The sequence below is a fragment of the Bacteroides sp. PHL 2737 genome (assembly GCF_004115325.2).
Taxonomy (GTDB): Bacteria; Bacteroidota; Bacteroidia; order Bacteroidales; family Bacteroidaceae; genus Bacteroides; species Bacteroides hominis.
In genome coordinates, this window is sequence record NZ_CP040630.1 from 891,541 (window position 1) to 910,445 (window position 18,905).

Annotated in this window: 17 protein-coding genes; 12 read left to right on the forward strand and 5 right to left on the reverse strand. The window is 43.1% G+C overall.

Annotation, left to right across the window (positions count from 1 at the left end; translation table 11 throughout):
- Window positions 1-321: 321 nt before the first annotated feature.
- The 5 genes from DBK98_RS03685 (at window position 322) to DBK98_RS03705 (ending at window position 4,415) form a co-directional block, all read left to right on the forward strand.
- Window positions 322-834 carry a hypothetical protein gene (locus DBK98_RS03685; RefSeq protein ID WP_234058948.1) on the forward strand — a complete coding sequence of 171 codons (513 nt, stop codon included), beginning with the start codon at window positions 322-324 and terminating at the stop codon, window positions 832-834.
- A 124-nt stretch (window positions 835-958) separates the two neighbouring features.
- Window positions 959-1,921, forward strand: a complete 963-nt coding sequence (locus DBK98_RS03690; RefSeq protein WP_032535556.1) for a toxin-antitoxin system YwqK family antitoxin — start codon at window positions 959-961, stop codon at window positions 1,919-1,921.
- Window positions 1,922-1,992: 71 nt separating this feature from the next.
- Window positions 1,993-3,138 (forward strand): DUF5991 domain-containing protein, encoded by a 1,146-nt coding sequence (locus DBK98_RS03695; RefSeq protein WP_032535558.1) that lies wholly within the window; start codon window positions 1,993-1,995, stop codon window positions 3,136-3,138.
- 188 nt (window positions 3,139-3,326) lie between these two features.
- Window positions 3,327-3,812, forward strand: a complete 486-nt coding sequence (locus DBK98_RS03700) for an RNA polymerase sigma factor (RefSeq protein WP_005782877.1) — start codon at window positions 3,327-3,329, stop codon at window positions 3,810-3,812.
- Between the two features lie 6 nt (window positions 3,813-3,818).
- A complete protein-coding gene (locus DBK98_RS03705; RefSeq protein WP_032535559.1) occupies window positions 3,819-4,415 on the forward strand; it encodes a hypothetical protein in 597 nt (198 codons plus the stop codon).
- 11 nt (window positions 4,416-4,426) lie between these two features.
- On the opposite strand, the gene DBK98_RS23030 is transcribed toward DBK98_RS03705, so the two are convergent.
- Window positions 4,427-4,609: a hypothetical protein gene (locus tag DBK98_RS23030; protein WP_032535560.1), complete on the reverse strand. Its 183-nt coding sequence runs from the start codon at window positions 4,607-4,609 to the stop codon at window positions 4,427-4,429.
- Between the two features lie 60 nt (window positions 4,610-4,669).
- A complete protein-coding gene (locus tag DBK98_RS03710) occupies window positions 4,670-7,153 on the reverse strand; it encodes a glycoside hydrolase N-terminal domain-containing protein (protein ID WP_032535561.1) in 2,484 nt (827 codons plus the stop codon).
- Window positions 7,154-7,259: 106 nt separating this feature from the next.
- On the opposite strand from DBK98_RS03710, the gene DBK98_RS03715 reads away from it, so the two are divergent.
- Window positions 7,260-7,733 carry a pyridoxamine 5'-phosphate oxidase family protein gene (locus DBK98_RS03715; RefSeq protein ID WP_005782870.1) on the forward strand — a complete coding sequence of 158 codons (474 nt, stop codon included), beginning with the start codon at window positions 7,260-7,262 and terminating at the stop codon, window positions 7,731-7,733.
- 103 nt (window positions 7,734-7,836) lie between these two features.
- On the opposite strand, the gene cysK is transcribed toward DBK98_RS03715, so the two are convergent.
- Complete coding sequence (gene cysK / locus DBK98_RS03720) at window positions 7,837-8,784, reverse strand: cysteine synthase A (RefSeq protein ID WP_032535562.1); 948 nt, start codon at window positions 8,782-8,784, stop codon at window positions 7,837-7,839.
- Between the two features lie 144 nt (window positions 8,785-8,928).
- Window positions 8,929-9,741, reverse strand: coding sequence for an alpha/beta hydrolase (locus tag DBK98_RS03725; protein ID WP_005782868.1), 813 nt, complete (start codon window positions 9,739-9,741; stop codon window positions 8,929-8,931).
- 173 nt (window positions 9,742-9,914) lie between these two features.
- On the opposite strand from DBK98_RS03725, the gene DBK98_RS03730 reads away from it, so the two are divergent.
- The 5 genes from DBK98_RS03730 to DBK98_RS03750 all read left to right on the forward strand — a co-directional run bounded on the left by DBK98_RS03730 (window position 9,915) and on the right by DBK98_RS03750 (window position 15,204).
- Window positions 9,915-11,300, forward strand: coding sequence for a DUF4932 domain-containing protein (locus DBK98_RS03730; protein ID WP_032535564.1), 1,386 nt, complete (start codon window positions 9,915-9,917; stop codon window positions 11,298-11,300).
- A 220-nt stretch (window positions 11,301-11,520) separates the two neighbouring features.
- Window positions 11,521-12,624, forward strand: coding sequence for a redox-regulated ATPase YchF (ychF, locus tag DBK98_RS03735; RefSeq protein ID WP_005782865.1), 1,104 nt, complete (start codon window positions 11,521-11,523; stop codon window positions 12,622-12,624).
- A gap of 168 nt (window positions 12,625-12,792) precedes the next feature.
- Complete coding sequence (locus DBK98_RS03740) at window positions 12,793-13,722, forward strand: ketopantoate reductase family protein (protein WP_032535599.1); 930 nt, start codon at window positions 12,793-12,795, stop codon at window positions 13,720-13,722.
- A gap of 10 nt (window positions 13,723-13,732) precedes the next feature.
- A complete protein-coding gene (gene lgt, locus DBK98_RS03745; RefSeq protein WP_005782862.1) occupies window positions 13,733-14,566 on the forward strand; it encodes a prolipoprotein diacylglyceryl transferase in 834 nt (277 codons plus the stop codon).
- The gene (locus DBK98_RS03750) at window positions 14,563-15,204 is read left to right on the forward strand and encodes a chloramphenicol acetyltransferase (RefSeq protein WP_032535566.1); all 642 of its coding nucleotides are present in this window, start codon (window positions 14,563-14,565) and stop codon (window positions 15,202-15,204) included. Before lgt ends, DBK98_RS03750 begins: the two co-directional genes overlap by 4 nt.
- Here the strand turns inward: DBK98_RS03750 and mutS are convergent, their stop codons facing one another.
- Entirely contained in the window at window positions 15,205-17,820 is a 2,616-nt protein-coding gene (mutS, locus tag DBK98_RS03755) for a DNA mismatch repair protein MutS (RefSeq protein ID WP_204368786.1), read from the reverse strand. It lies immediately after the preceding gene.
- Window positions 17,821-18,641: 821 nt separating this feature from the next.
- On the opposite strand from mutS, the gene DBK98_RS23130 reads away from it, so the two are divergent.
- The gene (locus DBK98_RS23130) at window positions 18,642-18,896 is read left to right on the forward strand and encodes a hypothetical protein (RefSeq protein WP_234072666.1); all 255 of its coding nucleotides are present in this window, start codon (window positions 18,642-18,644) and stop codon (window positions 18,894-18,896) included.
- Window positions 18,897-18,905 lie beyond the last annotated feature (9 nt).

Here is an 18,905-nt window from a genome sequence, read left to right on the forward strand (position 1 = left end):
ATCAGCCCGATAAAAGAGAAAGTACATGTAAGCGGAAACAGCCATTTACTCACTTTTTGAAATGAAACACAGACAAAACGCAGCAATCGGATCATCCGACAAGTTCTAATATATAAAATCCATTCCGACAATGTATCCAAGATGCCGTGCAATTCTTTGATTTAAGTGTAAATGCGACAGTTCTTCTTTTTACCATATACATTCGTACCCGCTTATCAACTCTGCTCATCGCCGCTTCATCATTTAGCATTTCAACAATAAAACCAATTTTCATTCGGTCATCGGAATTAAAACAGTATATTTGCCGCCAACTAAACAAAGTTGGAATACGGAGTAAAACAACTCAATAAAAAGAACATCACAAACATGCTTGGAATAAAACTGATTATAGCAATACTATTTGTAATCATCGCATTACTCAGCATCTTCTTTGTAATTATCAGAGCAATCAAGAATAATAAGAACTGGAAAATAATAGAACCTGAACTTATAAAGAAAGTTCAAGAGTCCACCGGGCAAGAAATTATACATACAATGACGTTAAACGCCAGCGATTCAACTGACTTCTCCAACGGCAAGGGGTTTTTACTATGGATAGCATTTACATCTGACTACACAGCTTTTATCAATAAGAGCTATATTGCCGATAGCGGTAATGGACATATTTATCTTTCAAGAAGAATGGATACTTCAATGAAAAGATTAGAGAAAAGATTTATGGAACTTGAGTTCAGGAACAAGGAATCCGCAGAAATATTAAAATTAGACGTACTGGTCCGTCCCAAAGACATAGAGATACTAAGCGCATTTATTCCCAATAAAAAATCTTTGTAAAGATTGACAGTACAAAGACCGATCGGGCAACCCTGTATCGAACGTACTTTCATCCGCTACGGCAGATAAAGGCAGAATGCAGATATTCCAATTATTTATTATCACAAAATAAACTAAGAAATCAATGAAAAAAGTTATTCTTTTACTCTTACTCGGAGCATGGGTATTCACAAGTGTTGCTCAGGAAAAGGTATTTCAAGTAAACGAAGTGTCCGTCATTAACTATGGTGACGGACGGTTGCTGTTCCGGGAACTGAACGAGGAAAAAACACCGTTACAGGGCGAATACCGCATCATCGACGGCTATCATTCGGAATATATCCTGGCTTCTTTCAAGAATGGCATGTACGACGGGCTGTATCGCCATTTCAAGAGGAATGTTCTTGCGGAGGAAAGCACATACAAGGATGGATGGAGAGAAGGCTATCGTAAAACATATTATGGCGACGGCAAAACCCTGCAGGGCGAAGGAACGTTCGTGGAAGGAAAGTTGCACGGTGTCTGTAAGTCATACTATCAAAATGGAAAAGTCGAAACGGAGGTCTGCTATAAAATGGGAGACCAGGACGGATGCGACCGCAAATACAATGAGGAAGGAAGCCTCGTGCGCGATACTTATTATAAAGATAGCAAGCCCGATGGAAATTGGGTGGAGCATCTGTCCGGTAGTATTGATTTCACCCGTCGCAGCAGCTATAAAAACGGATTGCTGACGGGCGAATATTCTGAAACGCTAAAGAATGGAAATCTCCGTAAAAAAGGTACTTACAAGGAAGGCAAAAAAGACGGAATCTGGATCGAATATCGCCGTGATACGGGCATCCCCGAACGTTCGACTACCTACCGGGCAGGGGAAAAGACAGGAGAAGAGATTCGCTATTTCACTGATGGAAAGCCCGAAAGCTCCAAAAATTACCTGAATGGCAAGTTGGAAGGCATTAGCCGCGAATATTATTATAGCAACGGCCAGCTAAAGTCGGAATTCACCTACAAAGCCAACAAACAGCATGGCCCTTTTAAATATCTGAACGAGGACGGAACCGTGCGCGAAGCAGGCCGTTACGAAAACGATATGCGGAAAGAGTAATTCTGCCGGAACCAGTATGGAAGGCGGTTTTACATTTATAGATAGGAATATGAATAAACACATTTGTTTTTATGAATAGAAAGTGGATCTTAATAACATTGTGCATTATACTACTATCCGGTTGTATAAATTTTGAGAAACGTTCGTCCACTCCGAAGACTCAATCACCCGGCAACGAAACCGAACAATCAGAACACGCCATCAGTCAGCATTGGATTGGGAGCTATTCTTTATATATCCTCTCAGGAGAAACCATTCAAGAAGATGCCAGCAACATCGGAGTCGGTTATGATTTTGAAATTCAGGATTCGATGGTTTCTTTTACAGCAGAGGGCTTTCAGACGTTTTTCGTGTGTGAATGCTCGGTCCGGGAAAGCAAAGATCAGTTGTTGTTACTCTACAAAAGAAAGAGTGAAGAGACTACTACCGTACCTTTTAGAAACGAGGGCGATACGGTTGCCCTGATTACCTGCGAACAGGGAAAATATTATGTGCAAAGCCCGGTCATTCCAGTTGCCGGATGGGTTTACAATCAAAAGATATTGCTGGAGAAGGAGCCGGTTAATACATCAGAGGAATCGGATCATGGCTCGATCCCGGAAATAACCTATTGGCACGAGGACTTTGAATATGGCACTGAAGAAGATCATTTAGACCGTTGGGTCATTCCCATTGACGAAGCTGAATTTTTAGCTGCATCGGCTAACTATAAGAACATACAGCCGGACAGCACGGTTCAGTTACCCACTGATCAAGGGAGCTATTCTGTTTCACTGGAAAATGGGCACACAAAAGTGTTATCCGATTGCTATGAACAATCCGATGCGTATCGCAAATACCTATACAAAGGATATCTTGCAGAAATGAATTGTTATGTATTCGAATACGAAGGCCTTGAGTGGGAAGGAATTTCATACGTCTCTAAAGCGAACGGGGAAGAATACGGTCTCCGCACCCAAGCTTTGTTCTCTTTGAATCAGAATTGTTATTGTGTGGATGCATGCACCGAGCTTGAAGGCGAAAGAGCCGGAATTATAAAGGTATTTCAGGTCTCAGGCGGCGAATTCAAATTCATGTTCGGCTTATGGTCGGACAAGATATTCCCGCAAACCGTTTGCTGGAAGGATAACACCACTCTTTATGTGAAAGCCCTCCGGGAGGAAAATGGCGCAGATCAAACTTATTACTATAAGATACCTTTGGATCAGGTACAATGATTCGCTTTTGGTAAATGACCGATAAAGAGGCTGTCTCAAATTTTTTTTTGAGTTCAGCTTCTTGTTTTATTGTCTATTGCTTTTCTTACCTAATCTTTTTATACTCTTTTCCCTCTTATTCTTTTATAATAAAGCAATCTTGTAATAATAACATCGTTCGCCCGACTATAAAGTAAAGATTAAAACAAATGAAGTCGAACAAAAATGAATTTCTGAAGATGTTGACTGCCTATCAGGGGATTATCCACAAGGTAAACCGGGTATATTTCAGATCGGAAGCGGACAGAGAGGACAACTTTCAGGAAACCGTCTATCAGCTCTGGCGATCTTTCCCGGCATTGCAGAACAAGGAGAAACCCGCATCGTGGATCTATAGGGTAGCAATCAATACCTCTATTTCGAAAATAAGAAAGGATAGTCGCATCGAGTTTCATGACTCGCCGCCGGAGGGAGAGACCGTTGACCCTTGGGAACAGCAGGAACAGGACGAAAACTGGCAAAGACTTGTCAATGCCCTTCAAAAGCTGAATGAAATAGACAAGTCCATCATGCTGCTTTATATGGAAGACTATAGTTATGAAGAAATAGCAGAAATAGTGGGGATGAGCAGCTCCGCCGTCGGCGTAAAGATTCACAGGCTGAAAAGCCGATTACAAAAACAATTTAAAAAGTAAAGCATCATGGAAGCACATGACATTAAAGAAACCTGGAAAGCGGGAGTGGAAAAGAATATCAAACCGTATCCCGAAGACAAACTGAACGAGATGGTAGTCAAATCCGCGAGAAAATCAATCAAGACAGTGTATCCCGGAACCGTCTTCCGACTCGTTGTGGTCGCCGTGGTTGTTTACCTTATTGTAATGCTGTTTATAAGAGAGCAAAGCATGGAAAGAGCGTACGTGGATATAGCCGCTTTGGCCGTATTGTCCGTTTCCTATTTCCTTTGGGAACGTTCCGCTTACAGAATGCGGAAATACACCAACGGCATGGCTGTAAAGGAATGGTTGGAATACCGGATAAAAGAAGTTGAGAAAGACGTCAAATTCAATACCAAATATGGTTGGATCGTATATACGTGTTCCTTTCTCTCGGCAATAGGCTTCTATGTGTTCTATCTGATGGCAATGAATATAACTCCCGGCATACTGAACGTCGTAGTTGTCCCACTCGGCATAGCCATTTACCTGCTGATCATAGACCGTTCTTTAGGACGGAATTACCGGAAAACCCTCCGTGAACTGAAAGATTTATATAAACAGTTTGAAGTGGAGGATTGAAAACAGCTATATCAAGGAAACGAATCATCATCGGGCAGGCGCAGGTACTTACTGCAAGCACCGGTACATCCCATCCAACCGGAAATCAGAAAGTAAAAAAACAAGTAGACCCGGTCGGAAGATGAAAGTCGGAAAGACGGACTTTTATCTTCCGACCGGTCCCGGAAAAGAGGAAAGATTATTATCCCAAGCATCCATCAACGTTCTTGCTGAAAGGTGAAAAAGAGAAATGACGCCGCTTCAGAGACAGCCGGTCATTGCCCCATGCCGGACCACCGCTTAACCGTAAAGACCTGACTCTGACCTGCCGGAATTACAACTTCCTTCACCTTCCGCCCGATCTTCAAACGGCAGGCATTTCCCTGTTCGGAAAATACCTTTACCACAGTTTTACCTGATTTACTCCATGTAATATCTATAATGAAACCGCCGCGGGCACGCAGCCCCGTAACCTTTCCTTCTGCCCATACATCGGGTAATGCCGGCAGAACGTCTATCACACCGTCATGGCTCTGCAACAACATTTCCGCCACACCGGCAGTATACCCAAAGTTACCGTCGATCTGGAAAGGGGGATGTGCATCGAACAAATTCTTATATAATCCCCCATGCCGATTTACTTCCGGCCCAAAGTCGGTGGGGGTGAATAAATTCCGTATAATACGGTAAGCGTGATTTCCATCGTGCATACGGGCCCACATGTTGATCTTCCATCCCATACTCCAGCCCGTAGCTTCATCTCCACGCAATTCGAGCGTACGGCGGACTGCACTGACAAGTTCGGGTGTCTTGCCCGGTGTTATTTCACATCCCGGATGGAATCCATACAAGTGTGACAAATGGCGGTGGTGCGGTTCTACTTCATCAAAGTCTTCACTCCACTCCATAATCTGCCCCCGCTTTCCGATACGGTAAGGCACCAGTTGCTTTGCTCCCATTACGTGCAGCAAGAGAGTATCGGCAGGAGGAAGAATAGAATCGGCAGCTAAAATCGCGGCTGCTTCGGCCGTATTGCTGAAGAGTTCACGAATAATGGCCATATCCATCGCCGGAGCCGGAGCTACGGCCGAAGTTTTCTTTTCCGGAGTCAGAAACTGATTCTCGGGTGAAACTCCCAACGGAGTTTGCCACATCCCGTCTTTTTCCACCAGCCAGGCGTTATAAAACCGTGCGGCATCGCGCATCAGCGGATAGGCGGTCTCACGGAGAAACTTCTTATCCCCCGAAAACAGGTAATGATCCCACAAATGCCGGCAAAGCCAGCCGGCACTCATATTCCACATAAACCAGGTAGGTTCACCGTCTGCCGGTCCCGACTCACGCCAGATAGAGGTGATATGATGGGAAGTCCAGCCGGGAAGGTTATACATCTTTGTAGCTGTAGCGGAACCATTGACCGCAAGTTCCCGAATCAGTCGGAAAAGCGGTTCACTGCACTCAGGCAGTCCGGTGGTTTCGGCCGGCCAGTAATTCATCTCAGTATTGATATTAATGGTATAACTGCTGCTCCATGCCGGAACCACATCCTTATTCCATATACCTTGCAGATTGGCGGGTTGTCCGCCTTCACGTGAAGATGCTATCAGCAGATAACGCCCATACTGAAACAAAAGTGCTGCCAGAGCATTGTCCGGATTGTCCCTGAATCCGATAATACGGCGGTCGGTAGGCAGACCAGAATAGTCTTTCTCCGATTTCAAAGTCAACGCCACACGACCGAACAGCCGTTGATAGTCCGCCAAGTGACGTTTCTTCAGATCTTCATAAGGCAGCTGCCCGGCAACGGAAAGAATCGTATCCAACTTGGCCTGATAATCACTGCCGTCCTGTGAAGGACTTCTATCAAAGCCATTATAGCTGGTGGCAGCAGCAACCAAAAGAATTATTTCACCCTCTCCGCTCACTTTCAACTGATTGTCTTGCAAGGTGGCATTTCCTTTCAGTACCTTCACCCGGCTTTGGAAAAACATCCCTTTGCCGCCAACCTCATCGGCATACAGCACTTGTTTGTCGGTCTTTCGGCGTCCGTGACTATCGAAAAGTTCCGGATGGCGATCTGTCAATCCGTTCTTTTCGAGGAAGTCCAGCGTCCGCCGCTCTACACAACCCGGAGCCTGTCCCGAAAGAATCAACTCTTCACCCGTACCATCCACTTTCGCTGTCGGATGCTCCGATGTATAGCTCACCGCTACATTTACGGGCGACCGACGTGAAGCAGAGATACGAATCACCATTACCCGGTCCGGATTGGATATAAAGTATTCACGGGTATAGCGGATGCCTCCTGCCTGATAGCGAATAGTATGTACGGCATCTTGCAGATTCAGTTCACGCACATAGTTTTCCACCTTTCCCTGAACATCAAAGCTTAGAAAAAGGTCGGCCAGAGGTTGATAGCTCTGCGAAAGCCTGCCTTGCCAGTTCCGGGTTATCAATCGGTGGGCACCTGCATAATCGCCATGGTTCAACAAGGCAAGCACTTCATTGTATACACTTCCGATAGAAGGTACGCCAACACCGGAAAAAGGTTCACCGCTATATAGTGTGCTTTCATTCAGTTGCAAATGTTCTCTCCCGGCATCTCCGAATACCATCGCACCCAAATATCCATTTCCCAAAGGAAGAGCTTCATTCCAGTTGGCAGCAGGCTGCCGGTACCAAAGCGAAAGATTATTTCCGCCGAACAACAGGCAGGCTTCCAGTAAACAAAAAAGAGTGGTAAAAATGTGTTTCTTCATAACTATCAGGGTTAATTCATTTCAAAAACTGTATTTCTATATTCCCGGAAGGCAAAGTTATTAAAATAAATTTCCATCTTTGTATTCCTATCAAGAGAATATAGTTATGAAGACAGTAATCATTGAAAACAAAGAGCAGGTAGAAGAAATTATCTCCCGTTGCGATATTTGCTTTGTCGGTATCACCGACCTGGAAGGCAACCCTTATGTGATCCCCATGAACTTCGGCTATCAGGATGGAGTGATCTATCTGCATTCCGGCCCCACAGGCAGCAGCATCGATATGCTGGCAAAAAACAACCGTGTCTGCATCACTTTCAGTGTAGACCACGAATTGGTATTCCAGCACCCCAAGGTGGCATGCAGTTATCGGATGCGGGCCAAAAGTGTGATTTGCAGAGGACGCGTAAACTTTATCGAAGACCTGGAAGAAAAACGTGAAGCGCTCAATATATTGATGCGCCATTATAGCAGCCGGGAATTTGTATACTCAGATCCGGCAGTGAGAAATGTAAAAATCTGGGAGATACCGATTGAAAACGTTACGGCAAAAGAGTATGCGGTGCCGCATACGAAATAAATTCACCACAGATTACACGGATTCGCTCAGAATTTTGATCCGATAGTTAGTAAGACGAATCATTAATCTGTGCAAATCTGTGTAATCTGTGGTGAACAATGCATCAGAGCGGATACTCCTCGAACGCATACAAGATTGTCGACAGATAGCGTTCGCCTGTATCCGGCAATAATACAACAATCAATTTTCCTTCATTCTCCGGAAGTCTGGCTAACTCGGTAGCTGCATATACTGCCGCCCCGGAAGAGATTCCGACCAAAAGCCCCTCTTTAGCCGCCAGTTCACGACTGGTACGGATAGCATCATCGTTTCCTACCTGTTTAATCTCGTCTACCACAGCAGCATTATAGGTTTTGGGTATAAATCCTGCTCCAATACCCTGTATCTTGTGCGGACCGGGAGCACCACCCGATAATACCGGTGAATCGGTAGGCTCTACAGCCACAATTCGTACAGTAGGATTATGCTCCTTCAAAGCAGCCCCTACTCCACTTACGGTACCTCCCGTTCCTACTCCGCCCACAAAGATGTCCACCTTTCCATCGGTATCTCTCCAGATCTCCTGTCCGGTAGTACGTACATGAACCGCAGGGTTAGCCGGATTTTCGAACTGTTGCAGAATGACAGATCCGGGAGTAGCCGCTTGCAGTTCCTCAGCCTTGGCAATGGCTCCTTTCATCCCGTTTGCTCCCGGAGTAAGTACAAGCTCCGCTCCCAACGCCTTCAGCAGGTTCCTGCGTTCCATACTCATCGTGTCGGGCATGGTCAAGATCAGCTTATAGCCTTTGGAAGCAGCCACAAATGCCAAACCGACTCCGGTATTTCCACTGGTTGGCTCTATAATAACAGATCCTGGCCTCAACGTCCCCTTCACTTCGGCATCTTCAATCATAGCCAGAGAAATACGGTCTTTCACACTTCCGGCCGGATTGAAATATTCCAGCTTTGCCACTACACGTGCTTTGAGCCCTTTACTTGCGTTATAATTACTCAACTCCAGTAACGGAGTGTTACCGACTAAATCTGTCAGCTTCTTTGCTATCTTTCCCATATCTATCTATTATTAAATATCTGTTTATTAGTAATAGGACAAAAGTAGTGTAGATTTGGTTCATTCTCAATACCATAAGTATGGTAAATTCGTACTACGAATGAGGGAGAAATATCTTTCTAAAGAATCCAAACGAACCGCCGGTTACATTCCGGACACAGTAAAACGACGAATATAATTCGCCACCAGACAACAACCCGGAGTATATACCTGCCCGTGATCAAAGCCCTGCAATTCGTAAAGTGATACTTTCTGATTACCAATATTCTTCAGTACTGAAGCCAGCAAAGCATTTTCTTCGTAACGGTCTGCCATTTCCAAATTCCGGTCACCGGTAATCAATATAAAAGGAGGTGTATTCTTACGGGCTTTGTTGCAAGGCGCATACCGGTCTATCACCGGAATACCTTCGGGCAGCGCGCGTTCTTTACGTATGGTGAAATGTGTAACAGTCTGCCCGCTGATAGGAAGATACGCAGCTATGCTGTCAGCATCTACTCCATATTTCCGAAGATATGATTTATCTAATCCGACCATTAAAGTCAAATAACCTCCGGCCGAATGTCCGGTAACAAAAACACGTTTGGGACTACCTCCATATTCTTCTATATGTTTACAGGTCCAGGCAACGGCAGCGGCTGCATCATCGGTATAAGCAGGGTTTTTAGCTTTAGGACTAAGCCTGTAATTGACAGCGACTACTGCAAATCCTTGATTCATAAACATCTCAGGAATGTGTTTTCCTCCCCCTTCCAATCCTCCGCCATGAAACCAGACAATCGTCGGAAAGTCTTTTTTCCCAACCGGATAATAGACATCAAGTTTACAGCGTTCCTTACGGTAACCATCCGTTTCCCCCGCAGGAATATACGAAATGTCTTTTACTGTTTTGTACGTCTCCTGTGCCTGTAAGGTGAAGGCAACGAACAGGAGAATAAATGATAAATACTTTTTCATGCTATTAAGTGTTTGTGAATTACTTGGGCAAATATAATACAATAACGACACTGTTTGAAAAAATAATAGCTTCCTTTATACACTCAATATCAAAAAAGCATAGATAAGTGGTTGTATTAATTCCTATTTAATTACCTTTGTCAATATCATAACCTCCAAACACTTATTTCAATATGAGAAAGATCACCCTCATTATGTTTACGCTGCTAATCTGTGCAGCACAACAGGTAAAGGCACAAACTGACAGTATGCTCATCCGGCCGACAGTAGATAAGAGAGTCGAACTACTTAGCATTGTTTTCCGTTTAACGGGTAATCCGGAGTATAGCAAAAACGATTTCAAACTCTACACAGACCGCATCGAATCGCATTTTTCTCCATATAAAAACCACGAACTTATACTATTCGTACGCTCGTTGGTCAAGACTGACGGTGTTTCATACGATGCAGTGATGAGTATGGCTGTCAATCTCGACGACCAGTTCAATCTGCCCGAAGATTATGGTTCACTGGACTCTCGTTGGAATAGGAATCAAGTAGGGCCATTCATCAAACTGCTAAAGAAGTTTGTCAAAGACAGTCGTTTCGATGCCTTTTATCACTCAAACGAAAACTTATATAAAGAGGCTGTAAATCGTTTTATGCCTATTTACAAAAACATAGATATCCAATGGTATAATGACTTCTATGGGCAGAAGTCCAACGACCGGTTTCACATTATACTTTCAATGGGCAACGGTTCGGGAAATTATGGACCGAGTGTCACTGACAAGGAAAACGTACATAATGTCTTTTCAATCATGGGAGCATGGGTTACCGATTCCGTAGGAATGGTTGTTTATCCATCTGAATTAATCTTACCAATTTTAATCCACGAATTCAACCATTCGTTCGTAAGCTTCGATCCGGAAATGTTCCGCACAAGCGGCGAACAGATTTATGCTGCGGTTGGCGAACAAATGGCGCGCCAAGCCTATGGACAATGGTCTATTGTCCTCACTGAAGCAATGGTACGTGCGGCAGTCATAAAATACATGAAAGACCATAACTTCCCGGCTGTCGAAATCACCAAAGAAACCGTCATACAAAAAACACGTGGCTTTGTCTGGATAAGCAAGCTGGTCGATGAACTCGAGAAGTATGCCTCTGACCGCACGACATACCCGACTCTCAACAGCTATATGCCACGGCTGGCAGAAGCTTACACAGGCTTTGCCCAATATACCGCAAACTATGATTCTATCCGTCCCAAAGTAGTTTCGATCGACGAATTTACCAACGGCGATACAACCGTTCGGAGCGACATCAAAACTATTACTATCCACTTCGACCGTCCTTTGGTGGGCCGCGGATACTCTATCAATTATGGTCACCTCGGAATGGATGCAATGCCCAAGATTTTAAACGTCAACTACGCCAATGACAACCGTACTGTGATTATCGGAGTAGAATTGTTACCCGGAAAAGAGTATGGAATCACTCTTTTAGGGCTTTCTTTCCGCACTCCGGAAGGAGATGGCATAAAACCCTATGAAATTTCTTTCAGAACGGCACAGTGACATAAATTCTCTCTCATTGTCTGTGATCCAGGTAGTAAAAGGCAATCCCATTTTGGACAAAAAGGGAAAGCAGATGACTGCATTAGCCTAAAATTGATTATCTTTGCACCCCAAAACGGAATATTATTAGAGTAATTACTCTTTTTCAACTTTATAGGGTTACTCTTCCATTTGATAGAAATACACAACTGATTGATAATATAAAAAAGATTATAATATTATGGCATTGCAATGTGGTATTGTCGGACTACCCAACGTAGGTAAGTCAACACTTTTCAATTGTTTGTCCAACGCGAAAGCACAGGCGGCAAACTTCCCTTTTTGTACGATCGAACCGAACGTGGGTGTAATTACTGTACCTGACGAGCGTTTAAATAAACTGGCCGAATTGGTACATCCCAACCGTATTGTTCCTACAACGGTAGAAATCGTAGATATCGCCGGACTTGTGAAAGGTGCCAGTAAGGGCGAAGGACTGGGAAACAAATTTTTGGCTAACATTCGTGAAACCGATGCCATCATCCATGTACTCCGTTGCTTTGACGACGATAATGTAACTCATGTGGACGGAAGTGTGAATCCGGTACGGGATAAAGAAATCATCGATTACGAGTTGCAGCTAAAAGACCTGGAAACCATCGAGAGCCGCATACAGAAAGTGCAGAAACAAGCCCAAACGGGAGGTGATAAAGCTGCCAAGCAAGCTTATGACGTACTTGTGCAATTCAAGGATGCGCTGGAACAGGGCAAATCGGCACGTACAGTAACTTTTGAAACGAAAGACGAACAAAAAATAGCAAAAGAATTGTTTCTGCTCACCAGCAAACCTGTAATGTATGTTTGCAATGTAGACGAAGCGAGTGCAGTCAACGGAAACAAATATGTGGACATGGTACGTGAAGCCGTTAAGGACGAAGATGCCGAAATCCTCGTGGTAGCCGGAAAAACAGAGGCTGACATCGCCGAACTGGAAACTTACGAAGACCGCCAAATGTTCCTCGCCGAGATCGGTTTGGAAGAATCGGGCGTAGCACGCCTTATTAAATCGGCCTACAAACTGCTGAACCTTGAAACTTATTTCACTGCCGGCGTACAGGAAGTACGTGCCTGGACTTACGAAAAAGGTTGGAAAGCCCCACAGTGCGCCGGAGTAATCCATACCGATTTTGAGAAAGGATTTATCCGCGCAGAAGTAATCAAATATGAAGACTTCTTGCAATATGGCTCGGAGGCTGCTGTTAAAGAAGCCGGAAAGTTGGGCGTAGAAGGAAAAGAATACGTAGTACAGGATGGAGACATCATGCACTTCCGTTTCAATGTATAAGACATCTATTTTCAATTATAGACTGAGGAGCTGATCAAATGGTCAGCTCTTTTTTTCTCCTCCCCTCAAAACGAAAACTCCCCGCTTTCTAACACTATCTTCAAGCAAATCATTATCTTTGCGCCCGTATATTATGCCTAACAAGCAACACAAGAAAATATCATGAACATGGAAAGTACTAACAGACTTCGTTATCTTATCGCAGGAACCGGAGGCGTAGGCGGGAGTATCGCCGGCTTTCTGTCACTTGCCGGTAAAAACGTTACCTGCATTGCTCGCGGAGCACATCTGCAAGCGATACAACAGGACGGACTTAAACTGAAATCGGACTTAAAAGGTGAACATACATTACGGATAGACGCTTGCACGGCAGAAGAATATAACGGAAAAGCTGACGTGATATTTGTATGTGTTAAAGGATATTCCGTAGACTCCATCACAGAACTTATCAAACAGGCTTCCCATGAAAATACAATTGTAATTCCTATATTAAACGTATACGGTACCGGGCCGCGCATACAACGTCTGGTACCGGGAATCACTGTACTGGACGGATGTATCTACATCGTAGGGTTTGTTTCCGGACCGGGCGAAATCACTCAGATGGGAACTATTTTCCGTCTGGTATATGGTGCACACCGCGGAACCGTCGTTCCTGTGGGAATGATGGAAGCCGTACAGAGAGACTTACAGGAGAGCGGCATTAAAGTTGAAATCTCTCCTGATATTAATCGTGATACCTTCATTAAATGGTCTTTCATCTCGGCTATGGCAGTCACCGGAGCCTATTATAATGTTCCGATGGGAGAAGTGCAGAAACCGGGTAAGGTACGCGACACTTTCATTGGACTCTCTACCGAAAGTGCAGCCCTGGGAAAGAAACTTGGAATCGAATTTAAAGAAGATATAGTCACATACAATCTGAAAGTTATCGATAAGCTGGCTCCTGAGAGCACGGCATCCATGCAAAAAGACATAGCACGCGGACACGAATCAGAGGTACAGGGTCTGCTTTTCGATATGATAACAGCAGCTGAAGAACAGGACATTGATGTACCTACCTATCGGGAAGTTGCTAAAAAATTCATCAAACTATAAAGAAATAATTATGAACAACCTTCTTTTATCTATCAATTGGAATCCGAATCCGGAATTATTCAATCTTTTCGGCATCTCAATCCGTTATTACGGACTACTGTGGGCTATCGGAATATTCTTTGCTTATGTGGTAGTCCACTATCAGTACCGTGATAAGAAGATAGACGAAAAGAAGTTCGAACCGCTTTTCTTTTATTGTTTCTTCGGCATCCTCATCGGAGCACGATTAGGACATTGCCTGTTCTACGATCCGGCATATTACCTGAATCATTTCTGGGAAATGATACTTCCGGTCAAATTTCTTCCCGGAGGCGGATGGAAGTTCACGGGATATGAAGGACTGGCCAGCCACGGAGGTACGCTCGGACTGATTATTGCCCTTTGGCTTTACTGCCGTAAAACAAAGATGAATTATATGGATGTGGTAGACATGATTGCAGTAGCCACTCCTATCACAGCTTGTTTCATTCGCCTTGCCAACTTAATGAACTCTGAAATTATCGGTAAGGTAACAGATGTATCCTGGGCATTCGTTTTCGAACGGGTAGACATGCAACCCCGCCATCCGGCACAGCTTTACGAAGCAATAGCCTATTTTATCTTATTCCTGATTATGATGTTCCTTTATAAGAACTACAGCAAGAAACTACACCGGGGATTCTTCTTTGGACTTTGCCTGACAGCCATCTTTACCTTCCGTTTCTTCGTTGAATTCCTGAAAGAAAATCAGGTGGACTTTGAAAATGGTATGGCACTGAATATGGGACAATGGTTAAGTATTCCGTTCGTAATCATCGGTGTTTACTTTATGTTTTTCTATGGAAAGAAAAAGAGTGCAAAATGAAACATATTATTGATATTAAAACCTGGGAGAGAAAAGAAAATTACGAGTTTTTCCTTGGTTTCCAGAATCCTACTATTTCTATTACTTCAGAAGTAGAATGTTCGGGTGCCAAAACCCATGCCAAAGCTGCCGGAGAATCCTTCTTCCTGCACTATCTTTATGCCGTGTTGCGTGCTGTCAATGAAATTAAAGAATTCCGGTTCCGCATCGATTCTGAAGGACAGGTAGTCTATTTCGATACAGTGGATATGCTGACTCCCATTAAAGTGGCAGATAACGGGCGTTTTTTTACTGTACGACTTCCCTGGCATCCTGATTTTAAAACTTTCCATACAGAAGCCAAAGCCATCATTAACAGAATAGATCCGGATAAAGACCCTTATGAAGCAGAAAAGACAGGAGGTAATGATCTACTGGATGTAGTGCTGCTCAGCGCCACTCCCGATTTATATTTTACCTCACTGACCTGTACGCAGGAACATCGTCACGGTAGTAATTACCCGTTGATGAATGCAGGTAAAGCCGTCATAAGAGGTGGTGTATTAGTGATGCCCATCGCTATGACCATTCATCATGGGTTTATTGACGGACACCACTTATCTCTATTTTATAAAAAGGTGGAAGAATTTCTTAAATAATTATTTGCCCCTGACTATTTTTTTGATATCGTTCAGTTTGTTTAATGCTTCAATCGGAGTCAGATTATTCACATCCAGATTAAGTATCTCATCCCGGATCTGACATAAGACCGGGTCATCAAGCTGAAAGAAACTCAACTGCATACCTCCACGATTCTCACTGACTTCTGCCAGCGGTTTACCTGAAATTCCCTGCTGGCGGTTGTCAGATTCGAGCTGCTTCAGAATTTCATTGGCACGTTTCACAATACTTTTAGGCATACCGGCCATCTTGGCCACATGGATACCGAAAGAGTGCTCACTTCCCCCCCTTTCAAGTTTCCGGAGGAAAATAACTTTGTTATCCACTTCCTTAACCGATACATTATAATTCTTTATGCGCTTAAAGGATTTCTCCATCTCGTTCAGTTCATGGTAGTGGGTAGCAAAAAGTGTACGTGCTTTTGCCTTCGGGTGCTCATGAATATACTCCACAATGGCCCAAGCTATAGATATTCCGTCATAAGTAGAAGTACCACGTCCCAATTCATCAAACAAAATGAGACTCCGGGAAGATACATTATTCAAAATATCAGATGCTTCATTCATCTCGACCATAAAAGTAGATTCTCCTACAGAGATATTGTCACTGGCACCGACACGTGTGAATATCTTATCCACCAATCCGATATGAGCACTCTCGGCCGGAACGAATGAACCAATCTGTGCAAGCAGGGTGATCAATGCAGTTTGTCTTAATAAAGCCGACTTACCGGCCATATTCGGACCCGTAATAATGATAATCTGCTGCGTTGCATTATCCAGCATCACATCATTAGCTATGTATTTCTCTCCAATCGGCAATTGCTTTTCAATTACCGGATGACGCCCTTGACGAATATCCAGCACATCACTGTCTTCAATAACCGGACGGATATAATTATTCTCTTTAGCTACATTGGCAAATGACAGCAAACAGTCAATGCGTGCTATTTGGTTAGCATTGATCTGAATGGCAGGAATAAACTCACTCAGCGCTTGCACCAATTCTGTATACAAGCGGGTCTCCAATACCAATATCTTATCTTCTGCACCCAGGATCTTTTCTTCATATTCTTTCAATTCCTGAGTAATGTAGCGCTCTGCATTTACCAATGTCTGCTTGCGTATCCACTCTTGCGGCACTTTATCTTTATGTACATTCCGCACTTCAATATAGTATCCGAAAACACTGTTATAGGCAATCTTCAAACTTGGTATTCCTGTCAGTTCGCTTTCACGCTGCTGTATCTGAAGCAAATAATCTTTACCCGAATAAGCTATCTGACGTAATTCATCCAGTTCCGGATTCACTCCGTCTTTAATGACTCCTCCCTTATTTATCAACAAAGGAGGATCATTATTAATTTCCTTCTCAATGCGGTCGCGAATAGAAATACAAAGATTTAACTGCTCTCCAATACGATTCAAACTGGGGTTATCAGCTTGCCGGCAAGCCTCTTTAATAGGTTCAATTGCTTGTAAAGCAACTTTTAACTGTACTACCTCACGTGGAGAAACCCGCCCGACGGCCACTTTCGAAATGATACGTTCCAAATCTCCGATCCGATGCAACTCGTCTTCGATCAACTCCCTGAAATCCGGTTTACGAAAAAAGTATTCTACTACATTTAATCGATCGTTAATAGGCTTCTCGTCTTTTAACGGAAATACCATCCAACGCTTCAGCAGACGCGCTCCCATAGGGCTGATAGTTTTATCGATTACATTGAGAAGGCTACTTCCACCATCATTCATGCTACCGATCAACTCCAGGCTGCGCACTGTAAATTTATCAAGACGTACATACTTGTCCTCTTCAATACGGGCTAATGAAGTGATATGCCCCACCTGAGTATGCTCCGTCATGTCCAGATATTGCAGAATAGCTCCGGAAGCAACAATACCGTTTTTAAGATGCTCGACTCCAAATCCTTTCAGATTTTTCGTCTCAAAATGTTTCAGTAACTTCTCCCGGGAACTGGATTCGGTAAATACCCAGTCATCCAGTTCAAAAGTAAAAAATTTACTTCCAAAGTTTCCTTCGAACATTCCACGTTTTCCACGTTCAAAAAGAACCTCTTTTGGGGCAAAATTATTCAGCAGCTTATCTACATAGTCAAAAGGTCCTTCTGCTGTCAAAAACTCTCCGGTAGAAATATCCAGAAATGCTATTCCACAAGCGGATTTTCCGAAATGAACAGCAGCCAGAAAGTTGTTTTCTTTATAATTTAAAACGTTATCATTGATAGAAACACCGGGAGTGACCAACTCCGTAATGCCACGCTTCACCAACTTTTTCGTTGTTTTGGGATCTTCAAGCTGATCACATATAGCCACCCGCTTACCGGCACGGATCAGCTTCGGCAAATAAGTATCTAATGCATGATGAGGAAAACCTGCCATTTCAATGGTTTTTCCTTTCCCATTGGCGCGTTTCGTGAGAGTAATTCCTAATATTTCAGCCGCAATAATCGCATCGGTAGAATAAGTTTCATAGAAGTCCCCACACCGGAACAGCATCACTGCATCCGGATGCTTAGCCTTCAGGTCAAGGAATTGTTTCATCATCGGGGTTAATTCAATATCATTGCTCACGGATAGTCTTCTTTTTTAAGTTCATAAATAACAAGGCAAAGATAAGGGTTTCCTACTAATCTACCTACCTTAACAGATAGTTTTACCATACCTAAAAAGATGTATATTTACTAACCTTACCAATTATCCCGCCAATAAAATCGGTTACACCAATTTCTAAATAAACCTTTCAAAAGGAGGTATATTTATTAATAACTTTATTAATTCCATTAAAATATATTATAATATACCGTTTTTCACCAGAATTATTTGCAGTTTTCGTGGAAAGCCGTACATTTGCAATGTGTTTTTCATAGTATTAGATTTAAGGTTAACAAAGGTTGGAGCAAGGCGTTGCTCCTTTTTTTATGTCCCTACTCCATGTCTCATCGGGAATCACGATAAACATCGTTTCAATCCGATTCACCACAAAAAATAGTAATTAAAGATCCTAAAACATTTAATAAACCGCACTTTTTTCTTAAAACGTGTTATAAAACATGCTTTTATTCTTGGATTATTTGCTATTCCCATGAAAAGCCGTACATTTGCAATGTGTTTTTCATAGTATTAGATTTAAGGTTAACAAAGGTTGGAGCAAGGCGTTGCTCCTTTTTTTATGTCCTTACTCCACAAATTCCAATAATTTCCCTTCCAAATGAATGTAATTCATTCCACACAGATGGTCACACTTTCTTCAAAGAGAGATTATTTTTTCCATTGATAATCAATATCAACCCGTCTCGCAATGGCATATTGAATTAGGAAAATATAAAGTAGCGGAAGATGCACGATACACACTGACAGATCCCAGAAAAAGTGTTTTTGATAATGCGGCGATATTGACTCTTATCGGAAAATGGGATAATAAACTCTTCTTTTCGGCAACAGCCAATAAACAAAATTATCTGCTCTACTATGATCTAAAAGAAAAGAAATCCGGTAATATCCGACTCCCCTATCCGCAATATTCATTCGCCATACCGGAAAAACACTCATTCATACCTAAATCCATGTCTGATAACGGAAAATATCTGATCTCGTATGAAATACAAGAAAATGATGAGAATCCGGTGATCATATTGGCCGAAAAATAAAAAAATCGG